This is a genomic window from Streptomyces naganishii JCM 4654 (assembly GCF_014650575.1).
GTDB lineage: Bacteria > Actinomycetota > Actinomycetes > Streptomycetales > Streptomycetaceae > Streptomyces > Streptomyces naganishii.
On record NZ_BMVF01000012.1, the window covers coordinates 163,385 to 180,304 of the forward strand.

Sequence of the window (16,920 nt, forward strand, 5' to 3'; positions counted from 1 at the left end):
TGATATCTCGAACATAGGCCTAGATTCAGGGAGGGGGCCGGTCGTGGGACGCCTCGTACCTGCCGTGACCCGGGCTCTCGACATACTCGAGCTCTTCCTCGACGGGGACGGGACGCTCTCCGCCCCCGACATCGTGCGCAGGCTCCAGCTCCCGCGCACCACCGTGCACGAGCTGGTCACCACGCTCTGCGCGCGCCAGTACATCGTGCCCGTCACCGGGCAGCCCGGACGCTACCGGCTCGGCGTGCGCCCGTACCAGCTCGGCAGCCGCTACGCCGAGCAGCTCGACCTCGCCGCCGAGGGCCAGCAGGTCGCCCGGTCCGTCGCCGAGACCTGCGACGAGACCGTGCACGTGGCGATCCTGGAGGACACCGACGTCATCTACATCGCCAAGGTCGACTCCACCCACGCGGTGCGCATGGTCTCCGCGGCCGGCCGCCGGCTCCCGGCGCACTGCACCTCGGTCGGCAAGATGCTGCTCGCCTCGCTGCCCGAGCAGGAGCTCGCCGCGCGCGTCCCGGACGACGCCGAGCTGGCCGCGATGACGCCCAACAGCATCACCGACCCGGCCGCCCTGCGCGAGGCCCTGAGCGGGATCCGGCAGCGGGGCATCGCCGTGGAGAGCCGCGAGTCCAACCCGGACGTCTCCTGCGTGGCCGCGCCGGTGCGCGACCGCACCGGGCAGGTGGTCGCCGCGCTGTCCATCTCCGTGCCGATGATCCGCTGGAGCGAGGAGCGCCGCGCCGAGCTGGAGCAGCTCGCCGCGAAGGGCGCCGCCGAGCTGTCCGAGCGCCTCGGCCACCGGGGCGCGGCATGAGGACGCCGTACGAGGTGGCCGTGGCCGCCCGGGCCGAGCTGGGCGAGGGACCGGTCTGGGACCCGGCGGCAGGCCGGCTTATCTGGATCGACATCCTCTCCTCGCGCGTGCACACCTACGACCCCTCCTCCGGCCGCCGCACGGTCCGCGCGACCGGACAGCACGTGGGCGCCGCCAGGCCCCGCGCGGGCGGCGGGCTGGTGCTCAACCTCCGTGACGGAGTGGGCCTGCTGGACCCCGGCGGCGCCTTCCGCTGGCTGCACCGCGACCCGGTGCCCGGCCGCCGCGCCAACGACGCCGCGGTCGCCCCCGACGGCTCGCTGTGGGCCGGCACCATGCGCTACGACGAGGCGCCCGGCGGCGGCACCCTCACCCGCCTGACCGGCGACGGCACGGCCGAGGTCGTCCTCGACGACGTGGCGGTCAGCAACGGCACCGGCTGGAGCCCGGACGGCCGCCTGATGTACTACGTCGACTCGCCGACCCGGCGCATCGACGTCTTCGACGTCGAGGGCGGCGGCGAACGGGTCGGCGGGCGCCGGGAGTTCGCGCGCGTGGAGGAGGGCGCCGGCTTCCCGGACGGCCTCACGGTCGACGCGGACGGCTGCGTGTGGGTGGCCCTGTGGGACGGCGGCGCCGTCCGCCGCTACACCCCCGACGGCAGGCTGGACCGCGTGGTCGCGCTCCCCGTCCCGCGCCCCACGGCGTGCGCCTTCGGCGGCCCCGGCCTCACCGACCTGTACGTCACCACGGCCCGCACCGGCCTCACCGCCCCCCACCCGATGGCGGGCTCCCTCCTGGTCCTCCCCGACACGGGCAAGGGCCTCGCCCAGCCCGCCTTCGCGGGCTGACCCCCTAGGAGATGCCCGCCGCCTTGCGCTCCTCGGGCGTCAGCGGCGGGCCCGGCAGGGCCGGTCGCAGGGGGCCGGCCGCCGCGGCCAGGAGCATGCTCGGGGCCAGCAGGACGTGGGCGCCGCGCTCGAGGGAGGTCACGTCGGTGACGCGGCGGGCGACGCGGCCGTTGCCGGTGGCCGTGTGCATGATCCGGTCGACGTACGCGGACAGGAGCCGGTCCCGCAGCGTGGGGCCCTGTTCGGTGGCGCCCGGGTAGAACACGTCCTGCGCTATGGCCAGTTCCCACGCCGCCGCCACCGGCCGGGCCACCGCCCGCTGGACGCGGCGGGACAGCCCCGGCGTGCCCCAGCCGTGACGCCGCACCACCTCGCGCAGGGCGAGCGCGCTCTGGGCGGCGGCGGCGAGCCCGTGGCCGTAGACCGGGTTGAACGCGGCGAGCGCGTCGCCGAGGACCGCGAAGTTCCCGGGCCAGGCGGGCATCCGCTCGTAGAAGTGACGGCGGTTGACGGTGGTGCGGGTGAACGACACCCCGGACAGCGGCTCGGCGCGCTCCAGCAGCTCGCCGATCACCGGGTGGCGCAGCTCCTCGCGCGCGAAGCGCACGAAGTCCTCGTCGGCCGGGGAGGGTTCGCCGCCCCGGGTGCCGGACAGGGTGACGATCCACCGGCCGTCCTCGATGGGCAGCAGGAAGCCCGCCCGGCCGGGTCCGCCGCCGCGCGGGCCGGGCTGCACGTTGACGATCGGGAAGCAGTCCCGGGCCGCCTCGGGCGCGAGGTAGAGCCGGCTGGCGTACGCCAGGCCCGGGTCGACCTCGCGCCGCTCGGGCGCGGGCAGGCCGAGCTCCGTCAGCCAGCGGGACGCCGCCGAGCCCCGGCCGGTCGCGTCGACGACGAGACCGGCCTCGATCACGCGCTCCGCGCCGCCGGTCCGCACCCGGACCCCGGTGACCGCGGACGCGGTGCCGGTCAGGCCCAGGGCCTCGGTGCCGCCGAGCAGTTCGATCCGCTCGTCGGCGAGCACCCGCGCGCGGATCGTCGCGTCCAGCAGGTCCCGGCCGGCCAGGATCACGTGGTGGGACTCCGGCCAGCGCCGGAACCAGCCCTTCGCGGACATGGCGACGATGTCGGTCGTGACCGGCAGCCGGCGCGCCCCGGCCGCGCGCAGCGCCCCGGCCGCCCCGGGCAGCAGCTCCTCGACCGCCCGCATCCCGCCCGACCACAGCATGTGGGCGTGACGCGCCTGCGGCAGCCCCTTGCGCGGCTCGGGCCCGTCCGGCAGCTCGTCGCGGTCCACGACCACGACCCGGCCGGCGAAGGCGGCCAGCGCGCGGGCCGCGAGCATGCCGGTGTGGGATCCCCCCAGCACGACGGCGGTGGTGGCGGGGAAGGAACGTTCACTCATGCGCGGGCACGCTTCCTGCCGGGGCGGCCGCACGGGCGCGTACCGCCTCGATGACTTCGGGGTGACGCAGGGCCTGGGACACGTCCTGGATCTCGCGCAGCAGATAGGCGGTGTCCGGGCCGGAGGGGGCGGAGGCGCTCTCGGCCTCCGGGTGGCGCTGCCGCGCGTCGACGGCGTCCAGGAGGGCCACGGCGCCGGCCAGCGCCCTGGCCCGGCCGGGCTCGTGACCGAGCGCCACGGCCGCGTCGTAGGAGCGGGTGCGCAGGTCCTCGTCCATGTACCGGGACAGTTGGAGCAGCGCGTCGCGGATGAACGTCTCGCGGCGGATCAGGCGCAGGTCGGCGGTGGCGCGCGGCGCGAACGGTTCCCGGCCGCCGGTCACGGACCGCGTCAGCCGGTACAGCGGCCGCAGCCGCCAGTGGCCGACCCTGAGCCGCCAGCGCTCGTGCCCGTACTGGCCGACGTGCGGCACGATGAAGCCCACCGCGACCAGGGTGGCCGAGACGCAGGCCGCCGAGGGGGCCAGGTCGGTGCTCAGCCAGTCCAGGTCGTGCCCGGTCCACCGGGCCACCACGGCGGTGAGCTTGGAGGCGTCGAAGAACAGGTTGGTCGCGTAGCCCACGCCCAGCAGCCGCAGCCCCCAGCGCAGCCAGGCGTCCAGGCCGTCGGTGCGGATCCAGTTCCAGATCAGCCGGGCGGTGATCGAGCAGGCCACGGTGTGCGCGAGCAGGTAGAGCAGGATCTCCTCGCGCATGAACGGGGTGTTCGCGTAGTACGTGTCCAGGTCCCGCGGCCGCTCCACGGGGACGTCCGCGAGGGCGAAGAGCACCCAGAGCACGACGACCACGCCCGCGTACACCGCCACCACCAGCCGGGTGGCGCGGCGGGTCTGGGCCGAGCGGTCGGCGAGGTCGTTGCGCCAGGCGATGATCAGCAGCAGCCAGGACGCGCACAGCGCGGTCAGCAGGGAGTACACCCAGGGCGCCGAGATGTTCGGCACTCCGGTGACCCGGTTGGTCCAGTGGATCGTCCCCGGCGCGGCGAAGACGAACACCGCGCAGCCGAACAGCAGCAGGCCGCCGACCGCGCGCAGCAGCGGGTCCCGCCACATCTTCAGGATGCTGGGCAGTTTGATCGCCAGCGCCGCGGCCAGCACCGCGGTCGGCAGCCAGAAGGACACGTACAGCCCGCTGAACGCGCGCGAGGTGGCCAGCGCGACCCGGGCCGGCGCCGCCGCCGGGCCGAGGAACTCGCCCACCGGCACCAGTGCCTGCGTCACCGCGCCCCGCCTCCGCGCCCGCGGCCGCGACTGCTTGCGCCTCTGCTCCCGGTACCGCCTCCGCCTCTGCTTGCGCCTCTGCCTGCGCCTGCGCCTGTGCTCGCGCTGCCGCGGTAGCCCATGGAGCGCTGGACCGGGTCGGGTGACGAGCCGTGGCCCTGCCCGCCCCCGCTCAGCCACGGGCGGAAGGCGGTGGCCAGGCGGTGGCCGAAGTCGTCGGCCGCGGCCTCCTCCGCCTCGCGGGAGCCGTGGCGCGCGGCGACCGTCAGCGCCTCGCGCCAGCCGGACTCCTCGGCCAGCACCCGGGCGGCGGCCGCACCGGGCAGGTGGCGGTGCCGGTGTCCGGCGTGCATGTGCCACAACTCATGGCCGAGGATGACCAGTTGCTGCATCTCCTCGGCCCGCTCCTCCACGATGACCAGATCGAAGTCCTGGAACTCCACCCACAGGCCGGTCACTTCGATCTCGTCGGGGAAGCGCTCGAAGCGCAGCTGCACCGGCCGCCCGGCGCGCCGCGCGCTCATCTCCTCGCACAGCGCCCGGCACAACTCCCGGACGTCGGCGGGTGGTCGGGGCCGGGTCCGGACGGCGGCGGCGAGGTCGGCGGCGAGCGTGCGCATCGCCGCGCCGGGCCGCGCGTGCCGGATCAGCCCGGCGATCCGGGCCGTGCGTCGCGCGCCGCGCCGGCGCGCGCCCGCGAAGTCCATCGACTCCCCCTTCCGGCCGCCCGTGACGGGGCGGGCCGTCCGAGCCTACGCGGCCCCGCGTGTCCGCGTCATGCGATCCCGGGACCGTTCGTTGAACCGGTGACGACCCTGGCGCGGCAACCGCCTCAGCGGCCCGGGCAGGCCACCGGCGTCACGGGGATCCCACCGGCCGCCGCGCCCAGCAGGGTCAGCCCCACCCGGCCCGGACCCGACGGTGCGCCGGCCTCCGAGAGCACCGCCAGCGCCAGGGTGTTGGCGCCCCGGGTGCGCAGGATGCCGTTCGGCAGCACGAAGGTGTGCTGCGGGCCCACGTCGTTGACGTACTGGCCCATGTTCCAGCCGTTGAGGAAGATCTGCGCCCGGTACCTCCGCTCCGGGTCGTCCTCGAGCGTCAGCCCCACCGAGGCGTCCGCGCGCGGGTCCACGGCCAGGCGGAACGTGGTCCGGTACCAGGTCACCCCCTGCCGCCGCACCGAGCGCGGGAAGGACGCCTTCTCCCAGTCGCCGTCCGGGAAGCCGGGCAGGTGCCAGCCCTCCCGCTCGCCGTACAGGCCGCCGTTGTTCATCGGCCCGCGCACCGGGTCGGGTCCAACCTCGCCCTGGATCCGCCACCGCACGTCCGGGTCGCCCCCGGTGAAGGAGACCGCCGTCAGCCCGCGCGCCGCCTTGTGGGTGTCCCGGGCCCCGCCGTCCTGGTCGTGCTGCATCCGCCGCACCAGCACCGACAGCACGTGCCGGCCGGGTGTGCGCAGCCCGCGGCGCACCGGGAACTCGGCCGTCGCCGTCCAAGTCCCCCTGCGGATCGTGTCGTTGTCCGGCACCGGCATGCGGTGCGTGCCCAGCGGCTCGCCGTCGAGCCACGCCATGAGCAGCCCCTGGGTGCCCGTGGAGTACGCGAGCGAGACCGACTCGACGCCGGCGGCGCCGGTGAGGGAGCCGCGGTACCAGACGTCCCCGTAGTGGAAGCCGTAGTCGTCGGCGAACAGCACGGGCTGCCCCCCGGGGACCGCGGTGGTGCTGTACGAGGAGGTGCGGTCGGCCCTGCGCCAGGCGGAGTCGTCGAAGTCCGGCGCGGACTCGGGGTTCTCCTCGCGCGTGCGCCAGCCGCCGAGCGCGGGCAGCCGCACCTCGGGCGCCCCGGGCAGCGCGGCGACCGCGCGCAGGCCGCCGGAGGCGCCGGGCGAGGTGCGCACCGCCGAGCCGTTCCACACCACGGAGCCGATTCCGGCCGGCCCCCACACCTCCAGGCCGGTGGGCCGCCCGGTGTCGCCGCTCAGGTGGACGACGCCGTCCCGCACCTCGGCGGTGCGCAGCAGTTCGGGGCCGTAGACCAGCAGGGAGCCCGCGGGGGTGTCGTACGGCCACAGGCGCAGGGACGACTCCTCGTCGGCGAAGATCATCAGCAGCGGCCGTTCCACGCCGTCGCCCTGCACCCGCACCTGGATCGTCCGGCCCGCGGCGAAGGGCGAGGTCACCCGCAGCAGGCCCTGGTCGTAGACGTACGCGGCCTCCTGGTCCACGCGCGTGACCAGCGGCTCCTCGGGGGAGTCCAGGACCACCCGGGCCAGGTCGCCGTGCCGCCCGCAGAACACCACCACGTCCTGCTGCCCGGCGGCCAGGAACAGCATGGGCTGAGCCGTCGCCCAGCGCACCGTGCGCTCCCCGAGCCGCAGCCCGGTCACCATCAGCCGCGCGTCGCGCGCCGGGACGGTCACCGGCAGGTCCTCGCCGGCCGCGGGCAGCGTCGAGGAGACGTCCTTGCCGCCGTCGTTGCGCAGGACGTAGGCGTGGGCGCCGGTGTCCGGGTTGGCCAGGTGGTACACGGTGAGGCCGGCCGCCTTCACGTCCGCCGCCCGGTCCAGCTTGGCGAAGTCAGGGAAACGCTGGAGCATGTGCCCGATCTGGTGCATCGGCGCCAGCTTGTCCGTGGGCCTGCGGCCCTCGTCGAGGGCGGCCCCGTAGTCGTACGACGTGTAGACCACCGGCGCGGGCAGCCAGCCCCAGGAGGTGCCGCCGAAGGCCATGTAGACGTTGTGCGCGGTGATGCCGTTGGCGAGGTGGGTCAGGTAGAAGCGCCGCTCGTACGCCGCGTCCCGGGTGCGCCGCGCCTCGGCGTACCCCCGGCCCTTGGACCACACCCCGCCCCACCCGTCGAACCAGCCGCCGCCGGACTCGGGCATGAACCCGGGCGTGTGCGGGCTGGCGCTCGCCCCGCCGGCCGGGCCGCCGGTGCCGAAGTACCCCCAGTCGGGCGGGGGCTGGGACGGCGAGGGGTAGCCGTCGAAGCCGTACAGCCAGCCGTCCTTCTCGCCGCCGGTGTCGAAGGAGCCCGGCGTCCAGTGGCCGTTGCGGCCCTTGTCGTTGTGGAAGAGGGGGACGTCGATGCCGTCGGCGCGCACCTTCTTGTAGAGGTGGCTCATGTAGGCGCGCCCGGCCGGCTCGCCCACGTGGGCGTCGTACTCGTTCTCGATCTGGTACAGCAGAACCGTGCCGCCGCCCTTGGTGAACAGGCGCCGGGAGGCGATCGCGTCGACGCGGGTCAGCCACTCGTCGACGTGGCGCAGGTAGTCCGGGTCGTCGGTGCGCGCGGTGCCCTTGGCGGCGGTCAGCCAGCCGGGGAAGCCGCCGCCGTCGACCTCGGCGTTGATGTAGGGGCCGGGGCGCAGGACGACGTACAGCCCGGTCTCGGCGGCCGTGCGCAGGAACAGGTCGAGGTCGCGCACGCCGGTGAAGTCGTACCGGCCGGGCGCGGGGGAGTGGTAGTTCCAGGCCACGTAGACGCTCACGGCGTTGAAGCCGTGCGCCCGCATCTTCTGGAGCACGTCCCGCCACAGGGAGGGGCTGGGCAGCCGGAAGGGGTGCATCTCGCCGGACCACAGCACCAGGCGCCTGCCGTCGACCAGCAGCGAGTGGCGGTCGAACCCGACCGTGTGGCGCCGTCCGTCCGCGGACGGGGGCGGGGGCGGCGGGCCCGTGGGCACCGAGCGCGCGGCATAGGCCGACGGCGCCCCCGGTCCGCCACTGCCGCCCAGTGCCAGTCCGAGCGCGGCCGTGCCGGCGAGGGCGCTGAATGAACGTCTGCTGAGCGCCAAAGGTGTGCCTCCCGGGCGGATCTTACGGGGCGCGGGTGCGGCCATTCTCCACGGACCCGGGCCTCACAACGGCCCCATGAGCATCTCGGCGCGCGCCGGTTGCGCGGTACGGGCGGTTGTGGAACCGGCGGTTCGCCAGGGCGGCGGCCCGGTGAGGGCCGGGGCCATCGCGGCGGAACGGGACGTCCCGCACGCGCTCCTGGAGGGGATCCTGGGCGGCCTGGGAGGCCCCTGAGGGAATGGCCGGAGAGCTACCTTCTCGCGTACCCCGGCGCTGCGTACGATGCGACCGCTCCCCGGCCTTCACGGCGCGTCCATGATTCCTCCATGGACGGGGAGCATATGCGTATGCCTTTTTGGCATGTGCATGACGTAAATGCCTGGTGTCACCCCCCACTGAACGGATGGAGAACCATGGCCGGCGGAATGCTCATGAGCGGCGCGATCGCCGCTCTCCTGACCACAGCGCTCCCCACGCACCCCTCGTCCCCGGTGGTCACCGACCCGCCCCCGGACAAGATCGTCATCGACGTCGCGACGGTGAACGGCTCCGGCTGTCCCCAGGGCACGGCGGCCGTCGCCGTCTCGCCCGACAACACCGCCTTCACGGTGACCTACAGCAACTACCTCGCCCAGGCCGGCGGCAACTCCGACCCCACCGCGTTCCGCAAGAACTGCCAGCTCAACCTGATCGTCCACGTGCCGCAGGGCTTCACCTACGCCATCGCCAGCGCCGACTACCGGGGCTTCCTCTCGCTCCAGCCCGGCGCCACCGGCACCCAGCGGGCCTCGTACTACTTCCAGGGCTCCTCGAACACCGCCTTCAAGAACCACCCCTTCAACGGCCCGTACAACGACGACTGGCAGGCCACCGACAGCACCGACTGGGCCCAGCTCGTCTGGGCGCCCTGCGGGGTGCTGCGCAACTTCAACATCAACACCGAACTGCGCGTCAACGCGGGCAGCAGCGCGCCCGGCAAGGTCAGTTTCATGACCATGGACTCCACCGACGGCGACATCAGCACCGTCTACCACATGGCCTGGAAGGAGTGCCCGAAGTCCTGACGCAACCGAAGGGACCCCCCGGCGGTCTGACGTGACATGGGCCAATGGCGGGGAAGCGGGAGACGGCGGTCGCTGACGGCCGTGGCGTGCGTCCTGGCACTGGCCGCGGCCGTGGTGTGGGCCGTCTCCCGCCCGGAGGGCGGAGCGGCCGGGCCGGGGCGGGCGCCCGCCTCCGCCCCGGCCGCCCACAGGTGGGCACCGGCGTCCTCGGCGCCCTCCGGCAAGGGCGTGCTCACCCTGCGCGACGCGCCGCACGTCCTCTACCTGCCGCGCTACGACCCGCACGCCGCCGCACCCTACGGCCCGACCTACACGTTCGATCTGGCGGCGGCCCCGGCCTCACCGGGCGGCGGGCAGGGCTCCGTGGGCGGGATCGAGGTGGACCTCGACCTGTCCGCCCTCCAGGGCAGGGCCCACATCCACCCGAGGCTCCCCGGCGACTGCTCCCTCACCGGGTCCCGCATGAAGTGCCGGGTGCCGAACGTGCAGTTCGGCAGGGTCGCCGAGGTCAGCCCCTTCTACGTGCTGCCCGGCCCCGGCGCGGTCCTCGGCCGGACCGGAACCATCCCCCTCACCGTGCGCGCCGCGAACGCCCCCGCCATCCGCCACACCACCCGCCTGGTCGTCGGCTCGCCGCAGCTGACCCTGCGCCCGAGCGGGAAGCGGCTCACCGGTGTGAGACCCGGCGACGCGATCCGGCTCACGCCCGCCTTCGGCAACAAGGGCGACACCGGCATCGACGGCGGCGTCAGCCTCCTGGTGACGGCCCAGGGCGCCACCCTGTCGACGCGCTACTCCAACTGCCGCTACGACAAGCCGACGGGGGCCACCAAGGCGCAGTGCGACTTCCCCGGCCCGCTGCCCGCGGGGACGGCCTTCGAGACCGACGGCCCGGTCACCGCCAAGACCGGCGCGGACGCGAGGAACGGGCTGATCCAGGACAGCGTGTGGCGCACCGCCGACATGCCTTACTTCACGGCGCTGCCCACCTCCGCCCCGCACGGCACCGGCGCTCCGCTCGGGCTGAGGCCCGTCGACGGCGGGGCCTTCGTCCGCAACGACGACGAGTACAGCGAGGTGGCGAGCGGTGACGCGCTGGCCTTCGAGACCTCGCTCCACGACGACGTGGCAGCGGTCGGCTTCACCATCCGGGGCAAGGTGGGCGCCACGGTGGACGTCACCGTGCCGTATCCGCAGGGCGACGGCTGGAGCGGGCCGGATGACCGGGGCACGCTCCACGTGACCCTCCCGGCGGGCGTCAGCCTCGTCGAGGTACCCCCGGAGCAGCACGAGAGCGACATCCTGTACTGCTACCCGAGCCCTCGGAAGGACGGCACGGTCGCCTGTCCCGGCCCCGCGCCGCCGGGCACCGTGATGCGCGTGCACATCGACAGGCGCGTCGACGGGGCCCGCGGCAGCGTCCGCGCCGACTCCGACCCGGCCCTCGACCCGGACCGCACCGACAACACGGCCCCGGTGACGGTCACTTACCTGCCGTGAGACCCAGGCCTTAGGGCCTCTCGTCTGGATCACGCCGGGCTCGCGGGGCCTGGCACCGCGCCTCGCGGCGTTGTCGTCGGTTGCCATGGCTCCGCCATGACGCCCTCCTCCGCCTTGCGATGCACGGCACCAGACCCCGCTCCCTGATCCGGCCTGATCCAGACGAAAGACCCTAACCGGCCTGGCCCATCCCCGCCGCGTCGGGCCAGTTCTGCGGGCTGGGCCAGCCCGTCGCCGGGGCCGGGGTGAGCGCGCCGGGGCCCCCGGGCGGCGGGGCCGTCATGCCGCGCACCTGGGCCGCGGTCAGGCCGCCGCGGGCCGGTACCCCGGGCGGGGTGAGCCCGGTCTGCGCGGCGGGGGCCGGAGCGGGCACAGGAGCCGGGGCCGGCATGGGAGCGGGGGCCGGCACGGGGGCGGGCGTGGGCATCGGCGCCGGGACCGGCACGGGTACGGGCATCGGGGCCGGCACCGGGGTCATCACGGCGGGCTGGGGCGGCAACTGGGCCGCCGGGGCGAGAGGCTGCATCGCCGGCTGGGGCGCGGGAGCCGGGGCGGGCGCCGGTACCGGCGCCGGCATCAGGGGCTGGGCCGGCGGCTGGGCCGGCGCCGGCATCATGGGCTGGGCTGCCGCCGGCATCGGCATCCCGGCGGCGGCCGGACGCGCTGCGGGCGCGGCGGACGCGGCTGCGGGGAGCGGCATGCCGTTGCCGGCGGCGAGCCCGGGAGCGGGACCGGCTGCGGCGGCCTCGGCGGCCAGCCCGCGGGTTCCGGCCCCGTTGGTCTCGCTCATCAGCCGGTCGATCGCCGCCGTACCCGAGCTGTAGCTGGTCCCAGTGCCCTGCTCGGGTACGGCGGCTCCCCTCCTGGTCCCGTAGAGCACCTGCTCCATGGCGGACACCAGGCGACGCACGTCCACCTCGGGGCGCACCACGAGCCGCAGGAAGCGGCTGGATGAACCGATCTTGTTTCCGCACTCGCGGACCAGGATCCGGTGCTCGGCGAGCAGCCGGTCGCGGACCACGGTGCCCTCGGCGCCCACGGGCAGGCGCACGAACAGGAAGTTGCCCTGGGACGGGTAGACCGTCAGACCGGGCAGCGCCGACAGACGGCTCGCCATCTCCAGGCGGTCCTGGCGCACCTGCTGAAGGCTCTGCCGGTACTCCGCGCCGTGCTCCTTCAGCATGAACACCACGTGCTCGACGAGGGAGTTGAGGTTCCACTTCGGCAGCATCGAGCGGATCCGGCCCGCGAGCGCCGGATTGGCGACCAGATAGCCGAAGCGTATGCCGTGCAGGCCGAAGCTCTTGCCGAGGCTGCGCAGCACCACCACGTTCGGCCGCAGCATGGCCTCCCGCACCACGCTCGGATCGGCCTCCGCGTCGGCGAACTCCAGGAACGACTCGTCGATCACGATCAGGTCCAGGTCGGCCATCGCGTCCATGAACTGCACCAGCGCGTGCTTGTGCAGGAAGCCGCCGTCGGGGTTGTTGGGGTTGCAGATCACCACGGCCCGGGTGCCGCGCTTGCGGATGAACTCGGCGTACTGCGCGAGGTCCAGGGCGAAGCCGCCGGCCTCCTGGAGCGGGAACATGTCGACCCGCTTGCCGGTCTCCATCGGCTGGTCGGTCCACCGGCCGAAGGTGGGGACGGGGACGGCCAGGGACTCGCGCACCAGCAGGTGGTCGATCCAGGTGATCAGCTCGGTGGAGCCGTTGCCCATCGCCACGCAGCTCGGCGGCAGTTGGAGCAGTTCGCACAGCTCGGCGGTGATGGTGTCGGCGCTCGAGGGGTAGTACGTGATGATGTCCCGCAGCCGCGCGGCCATGTCCTGGAACATGGCGGGGGTGGGGAAGTAGGGATTGCACGGAACGCAGAAGTCCACCGGTCCGGCCCCGTCGCCGCCCTCCCGCGTCAGCGCCGCCATCGACGGGCTGTGGGCCGCGCTGCCGCGGAACAGCGAGGTGACGTTGTCGGCCATGGAACCTCCGTGTGGGGCGGCCCCGGCCTCACGGACGGCCGGGCCCGTCGTCTTCGGGTGGCCCGCGCGGGGGAGCGCGGGCCACCCATGGATACGGAGGCGGGCGTGACGCCGTTCAACTCCTGTGTGGGGAGCGTGTGCGGCGGGTGGAGCCGCCCGTCAGGCGTCGAACGAGTGGATCGTCGTCGTCCGGTAGGTCTGCCACGGCCGCAGCACGGTCGAGGGGAACTTCGGGTGGTTCGGCGAGTCCGGGAAGTGCTGGGTCTCCAGCGCCACCGCGTCGCCCTGGCGGTAGGTGTGGCCGCCGGTGCCGACGAGGGTGCCGTCGAGGAAGTTGCCGGAGTAGAACTGCAGGCCCGGCTGGTCGGTGGCGATGCGCAGGGTGCGACCGGAGCGCGGGTCGCGCAGGGTCGCGACGTGCTCGGGCCGGGTGGTGATGCCCTTGTCCAGCACCCAGTTGTGGTCGAAGCCCTTGGCGGTGACCTGCTGGGGGTGGCCCGCGCGCAGGTCCCGGCCGATGGCCTTGGCGTGCCGGAAGTCGAAGGGGGTGCCCGCGACCTTCGCCAGCTCGCCGGTGGGGATGAGTCCCGCGTCGGTGGGGGTGTAGCGGGAGGCGGCGATCGTCAGCTCGTGGTCCTCGACCGTGCCGCTGCCCTCGCCGGCCAGGTTCCAGTAGGTGTGGTTGGTGAGGTTGACGACGGTGGCCTTGTCGGTGGTGGCCTCGTAGTCGATGCGCCAGTCGCCGTGCCGGTCCAGGGTGTACGTCACGGTCGAGCGCAGCGTGCCCGGGTAGCCCATCTCTCCGTCGACGCTGGTGTAGCGCATGCGCAGGCCGACGTCGGAGCCCCGGGTGAACGGCTCGATGTCCCACACGTGCTTGTCGAAGCCCTTGGCGCCGCCGTGCAGGCTGTTCTCGCCGTCGTTCACGGAGAGCTGGTAGGTCTTGCCGTCCAGGGTGAAGCGGCCCTTGGCGATGCGGTTGCCGTAGCGGCCGATGGTGGCGCCGAAGTACGGGCTGCTCTTGACGTAGTCCTCCAGGCGGGCGAAGCCCAGGGAGACGTTGGCGTAGCGCCCGCGCCGGTCGGGCAGCTCCAGGGACTGCACGATGCCGCCGTAGGAGAGGACCTTCAGCCGGGTGCCGCCGTTCTCCAGCGACCAGCGGTGGACCTTGGTGCCGTCGGCGAGCGTGCCGAACAGCTCCTTGACCGGCCTTCCGCGGCCGCCGGCCGAGCCCGGCGCGGCCTGGGCGGCGCCGGCCGGCGTGGCCGCCACGATCCCGGCGGCCGCGGCCCCCGCGATGACACTGCGTCTGTTCAGTTCCATTTGCGTCTCCTGTACCTGTACGGGAATACGAGGGATACGAGGAAGTCGAAGGCCCCCACCGGCCGGTGGGGGCCTTCCTTGCTCACGAACCGGACTTGCGCTTGTTCCACACGTCGAACCCGACCGCCACCAGCAGGGCCAGGCCCTTGATGACCTGCTGCCAGTCGGTGCCGACGCTCAGGAGGTTCATGCCGTTGTTCAGCACACCGAGCACGAGACCACCGATGATCGCGCCGAGGACGGTGCCGACACCGCCGCTCATGGACGCGCCGCCGATGAACGAGGAGGCGATCGCCTCGAGTTCGAAGTTCACGCCCGCCTTCGGCGAGGCCGCGTTCAGGCGGGCGGCGACCACCAGACCCGCCAGGGCCGCGAGCACGCCCATGTTCAGGAACACCTGGAAGGTGACGCGCTTGTCCTTCACACCGGACAGCTTCGCGGCCGGCAGGTTGCCGCCGATCGCGTAGATGTGGCGGCCGAAGACGGCGTTGCGCATCACGTAGCCGTAGCCCACCACCAGCGCGGCCAGCACGATCAGGATGACCGGGGCGCCCTTGTAGCTGGCGAGCAGCAGGGTGAGCACCAGGATCGCGGCGACGAGGGCGACCAGCTTCAGCGCGAACAGCCGCGCGGGCAGCACGTCCAGGGAGAACTCCTGCTGCCGGCGCCGGTCGCGCGCCTCCTGCCACACCACCGCGGCGATCAGGACGATGCCGAGGAGCAGGGTGAGGTTGTGGTAGTTGGTGTTCGGGCCGACCTCCGGCAGGAAGCCGTTGCCCATCTTCTGCAGCCCGTCCGGGAACGGGCCGAGGGTCTGCCCCTTGAGCAGGATCTCCGTCAGGCCGCGGAAGAGCAGCATCCCGGCGAGGGTGACGATGAACGACGGTATCCCGAGATACGCGATCAGGAATCCCTGTACGGACCCGGCGACCGCGCCCACCAGCAGGCACAGCACCACCGCCACCGGCCACGCGATGTGGTGACTGACCGTCAGCACCGCCGCGAAGGCGCCGACGAACGCGGTGAGCGAGCCGACCGACAGGTCGATGTGGCCCGCGATGATCACCAGCATCATGCCGATCGCGAGGATCAGGATGTAGCTGTTCTGGAGCACCAGGTTGGAGACGTTGCGCGGCAGCAGCAGGTCCCCGCCGGTCCAGATCTCGAAGAGGATCACGATCAGGCCGAGCGCGATCAGCATGCCGTACTGGCGCATGTTGCGCCGCAGGCCGCTCAGCACCAACCGGAGCAGGCCGTCGCCGGCGGCCGGTCCGCCCCCGCCCGGCGGCGCGGGGGCCGGGGTCTTGGCGGTCACATCCGTGCTCATCGGGTTACCTCTTTGTCCTTGGTCATCTGACGCATCAGCACTTCCTGCGTGGCCTCGGCCCGCGGCACCTCCCCGGTCAGCCGCCCGGCGGCCATGGTGTAGATGCGGTCGCACATGCCGAGCAGTTCGGGCAGCTCGGAGGAGATGAAGACGACCGCCTTGCCCTGGGCGGCCAGCTGGTCGATGACGGTGTAGATCTCGTACTTGGCGCCCACGTCGATGCCCCGCGTGGGCTCGTCCAGGATCAGCACGTCGGGACCCGAGAAGATCCACTTGCTCAGGACGACCTTCTGCTGGTTGCCGCCGGACAGCTTGCCCACCGGCTCGAACACGGTCGGCGCCTTGATGTTCATGGACTTGCGGAAGCCCTCGGCGACCTGCCGCTCCTCGTGCTCGTCCACCACGCCCCGCCTCGCGACCTTCTTCAGCGCGGTCAGCGAGATGTTGCGGTTGATGGTGTCGATGAGGTTGAGCCCGTAGTGCTTGCGGTCCTCGGTGACGTAGGCGATGCCGTGCCCGACCGCCTGTGCGACGGTCCTGGTGCGGATCTCCCGGCCGTCCTTGAGGACCGTGCCCGCCGCGTACCGGCCGTAGGTGCGGCCGAAGACGTTCATGGCGAGCTCGGTGCGGCCGGCGCCCATCAGGCCCGCGATGCCGACGATCTCCCCGCGCCGCACCTCGATCGACACGTCGTCGACGACCTTGCGCTGCTGGTCGATCGGGTGGAACACGGTCCAGCCCCGGATCTCCAGCGCCGGGGCCGCGCCCTCCTCCGCCTGGTGCGGGGTGCGCTCGGGGAAGCGGTGGTCGAGGTCGCGGCCCACCATGCCGGAGATGATCCGCTCCTCGGTCGTCTCCGGCGCCTTCACGTCGAGCGTCTCGATGGTGCGGCCGTCGCGCAGGATCGTCACCGAGTCGGCGACCCTGCGGATCTCGTTGAGCTTGTGGGAGATGATGATCGAGGTGATGCCCTGCTTCTTCAGCTCCAGGATCAGGTCCAGGAGCTTGCCGCTGTCCTCGTCGTTGAGGGCCGCGGTCGGCTCGTCCAGGATCAGCAGCTTCACGGACTTCGACAGCGCCTTGGCGATCTCCACCAACTGCTGCTTGCCGACGCCGATGTCGGCGACCCGGGTCTCGGGGTGCTCGCCGAGACCGACCCGGCGCAGCAGTTCGGTGGCGTGCTTGAGGGTGTCGTTCCAGTTGATGAAGCCGCGCCGGGCGTGCTCGTTGCCGAGGAAGATGTTCTCGGCGATGGACAGGAACGGCACCAGCGCCAGTTCCTGGTGGATGATGACGATGCCGCGCTGCTCGCTGGCCCGGATGTCCTTGAAGCGGCAGATCTCCCCCTCGAAGAGGATCTCGCCCTCGTAGGTGCCGTGCGGATGGACGCCGGAGAGCACCTTCATCAAGGTGGACTTTCCGGCGCCGTTCTCGCCGCAGATGGCGTGGACCTCGCCCTGACGGACCGTCAGGGTGACGTCCGACAGCGCCTTGACACCGGGAAAGGTCTTGACGATCGAGCGCATTTCCAGGACGGGTCCCGCCATGGTCGTGCCTTCCAGTCGTGTGCGGTCGG

At 73.1% G+C, this 16,920-nt stretch carries 12 protein-coding genes and 1 pseudogene; 5 read left to right on the plus strand and 8 right to left on the minus strand.

Features of this window, described 5'->3' with window-relative positions; translation table 11 throughout:
- Positions 1-43: 43 nt before the first annotated feature.
- A complete protein-coding gene (locus IE217_RS22425; protein WP_190179705.1) occupies positions 44-817 on the plus strand; it encodes an IclR family transcriptional regulator in 774 nt (257 codons plus the stop codon).
- On the plus strand, positions 814-1,668 hold the full coding sequence (locus tag IE217_RS22430; RefSeq protein ID WP_190179706.1) for an SMP-30/gluconolactonase/LRE family protein: 855 nt from the start codon (positions 814-816) through the stop codon (positions 1,666-1,668). The genes IE217_RS22425 and IE217_RS22430 overlap by 4 nt, the downstream gene beginning before the upstream one ends.
- A 4-nt stretch (positions 1,669-1,672) precedes the next feature.
- Here the strand turns inward: IE217_RS22430 and IE217_RS22435 are convergent, their stop codons facing one another.
- The 4 genes from IE217_RS22435 to IE217_RS22450 all read right to left on the minus strand — a co-directional run bounded on the left by IE217_RS22435 (position 1,673) and on the right by IE217_RS22450 (position 8,151).
- Positions 1,673-3,073, minus strand: coding sequence for a pyridine nucleotide-disulfide oxidoreductase (locus tag IE217_RS22435; RefSeq protein ID WP_190179707.1), 1,401 nt, complete (start codon positions 3,071-3,073; stop codon positions 1,673-1,675).
- A complete protein-coding gene (locus IE217_RS22440; RefSeq protein ID WP_190179777.1) occupies positions 3,066-4,286 on the minus strand; it encodes an MAB_1171c family putative transporter in 1,221 nt (406 codons plus the stop codon). Before IE217_RS22440 ends, IE217_RS22435 begins: the two co-directional genes overlap by 8 nt.
- A 62-nt stretch (positions 4,287-4,348) precedes the next feature.
- The gene (locus tag IE217_RS22445; protein ID WP_229865494.1) at positions 4,349-5,059 is read right to left on the minus strand and encodes a toxin-antitoxin system, toxin component family protein; all 711 of its coding nucleotides are present in this window, start codon (positions 5,057-5,059) and stop codon (positions 4,349-4,351) included.
- Positions 5,060-5,184: 125 nt separating this feature from the next.
- Positions 5,185-8,151, minus strand: coding sequence for a beta-galactosidase (locus IE217_RS22450; protein WP_190179708.1), 2,967 nt, complete (start codon positions 8,149-8,151; stop codon positions 5,185-5,187).
- Positions 8,152-8,227: 76 nt separating this feature from the next.
- Here IE217_RS22450 and IE217_RS22455 point away from each other — a divergent pair.
- From IE217_RS22455 to IE217_RS22465, 3 genes and pseudogenes are all read left to right on the plus strand, one after another.
- Positions 8,228-8,374, plus strand: a pseudogene (locus IE217_RS22455) (transcriptional regulator); the annotation flags it as partial.
- A gap of 191 nt (positions 8,375-8,565) precedes the next feature.
- Positions 8,566-9,216 carry a DUF4360 domain-containing protein gene (locus IE217_RS22460; RefSeq protein WP_190179709.1) on the plus strand — a complete coding sequence of 217 codons (651 nt, stop codon included), beginning with the start codon at positions 8,566-8,568 and terminating at the stop codon, positions 9,214-9,216.
- An 81-nt stretch (positions 9,217-9,297) separates the two neighbouring features.
- Complete coding sequence (locus IE217_RS22465) at positions 9,298-10,716, plus strand: hypothetical protein (RefSeq protein WP_190179710.1); 1,419 nt, start codon at positions 9,298-9,300, stop codon at positions 10,714-10,716.
- 172 nt (positions 10,717-10,888) lie between these two features.
- Here the strand turns inward: IE217_RS22465 and IE217_RS22470 are convergent, their stop codons facing one another.
- From IE217_RS22470 to mmsA, 4 genes are all read right to left on the minus strand, one after another.
- Positions 10,889-12,694 carry a pyridoxal phosphate-dependent aminotransferase gene (locus IE217_RS22470; protein ID WP_190179711.1) on the minus strand — a complete coding sequence of 602 codons (1,806 nt, stop codon included), beginning with the start codon at positions 12,692-12,694 and terminating at the stop codon, positions 10,889-10,891.
- A 159-nt stretch (positions 12,695-12,853) separates the two neighbouring features.
- On the minus strand, positions 12,854-14,017 hold the full coding sequence (locus tag IE217_RS22475) for an aldose epimerase family protein (protein WP_190179712.1): 1,164 nt from the start codon (positions 14,015-14,017) through the stop codon (positions 12,854-12,856).
- Between the two features lie 82 nt (positions 14,018-14,099).
- Positions 14,100-15,344 (minus strand): multiple monosaccharide ABC transporter permease, encoded by a 1,245-nt coding sequence (gene mmsB / locus IE217_RS22480; protein WP_190179713.1) that lies wholly within the window; start codon positions 15,342-15,344, stop codon positions 14,100-14,102.
- Positions 15,341-16,891, minus strand: coding sequence for a multiple monosaccharide ABC transporter ATP-binding protein (mmsA, locus tag IE217_RS22485; RefSeq protein ID WP_190179714.1), 1,551 nt, complete (start codon positions 16,889-16,891; stop codon positions 15,341-15,343). The genes mmsB and mmsA overlap by 4 nt, the downstream gene beginning before the upstream one ends.
- Positions 16,892-16,920 lie beyond the last annotated feature (29 nt).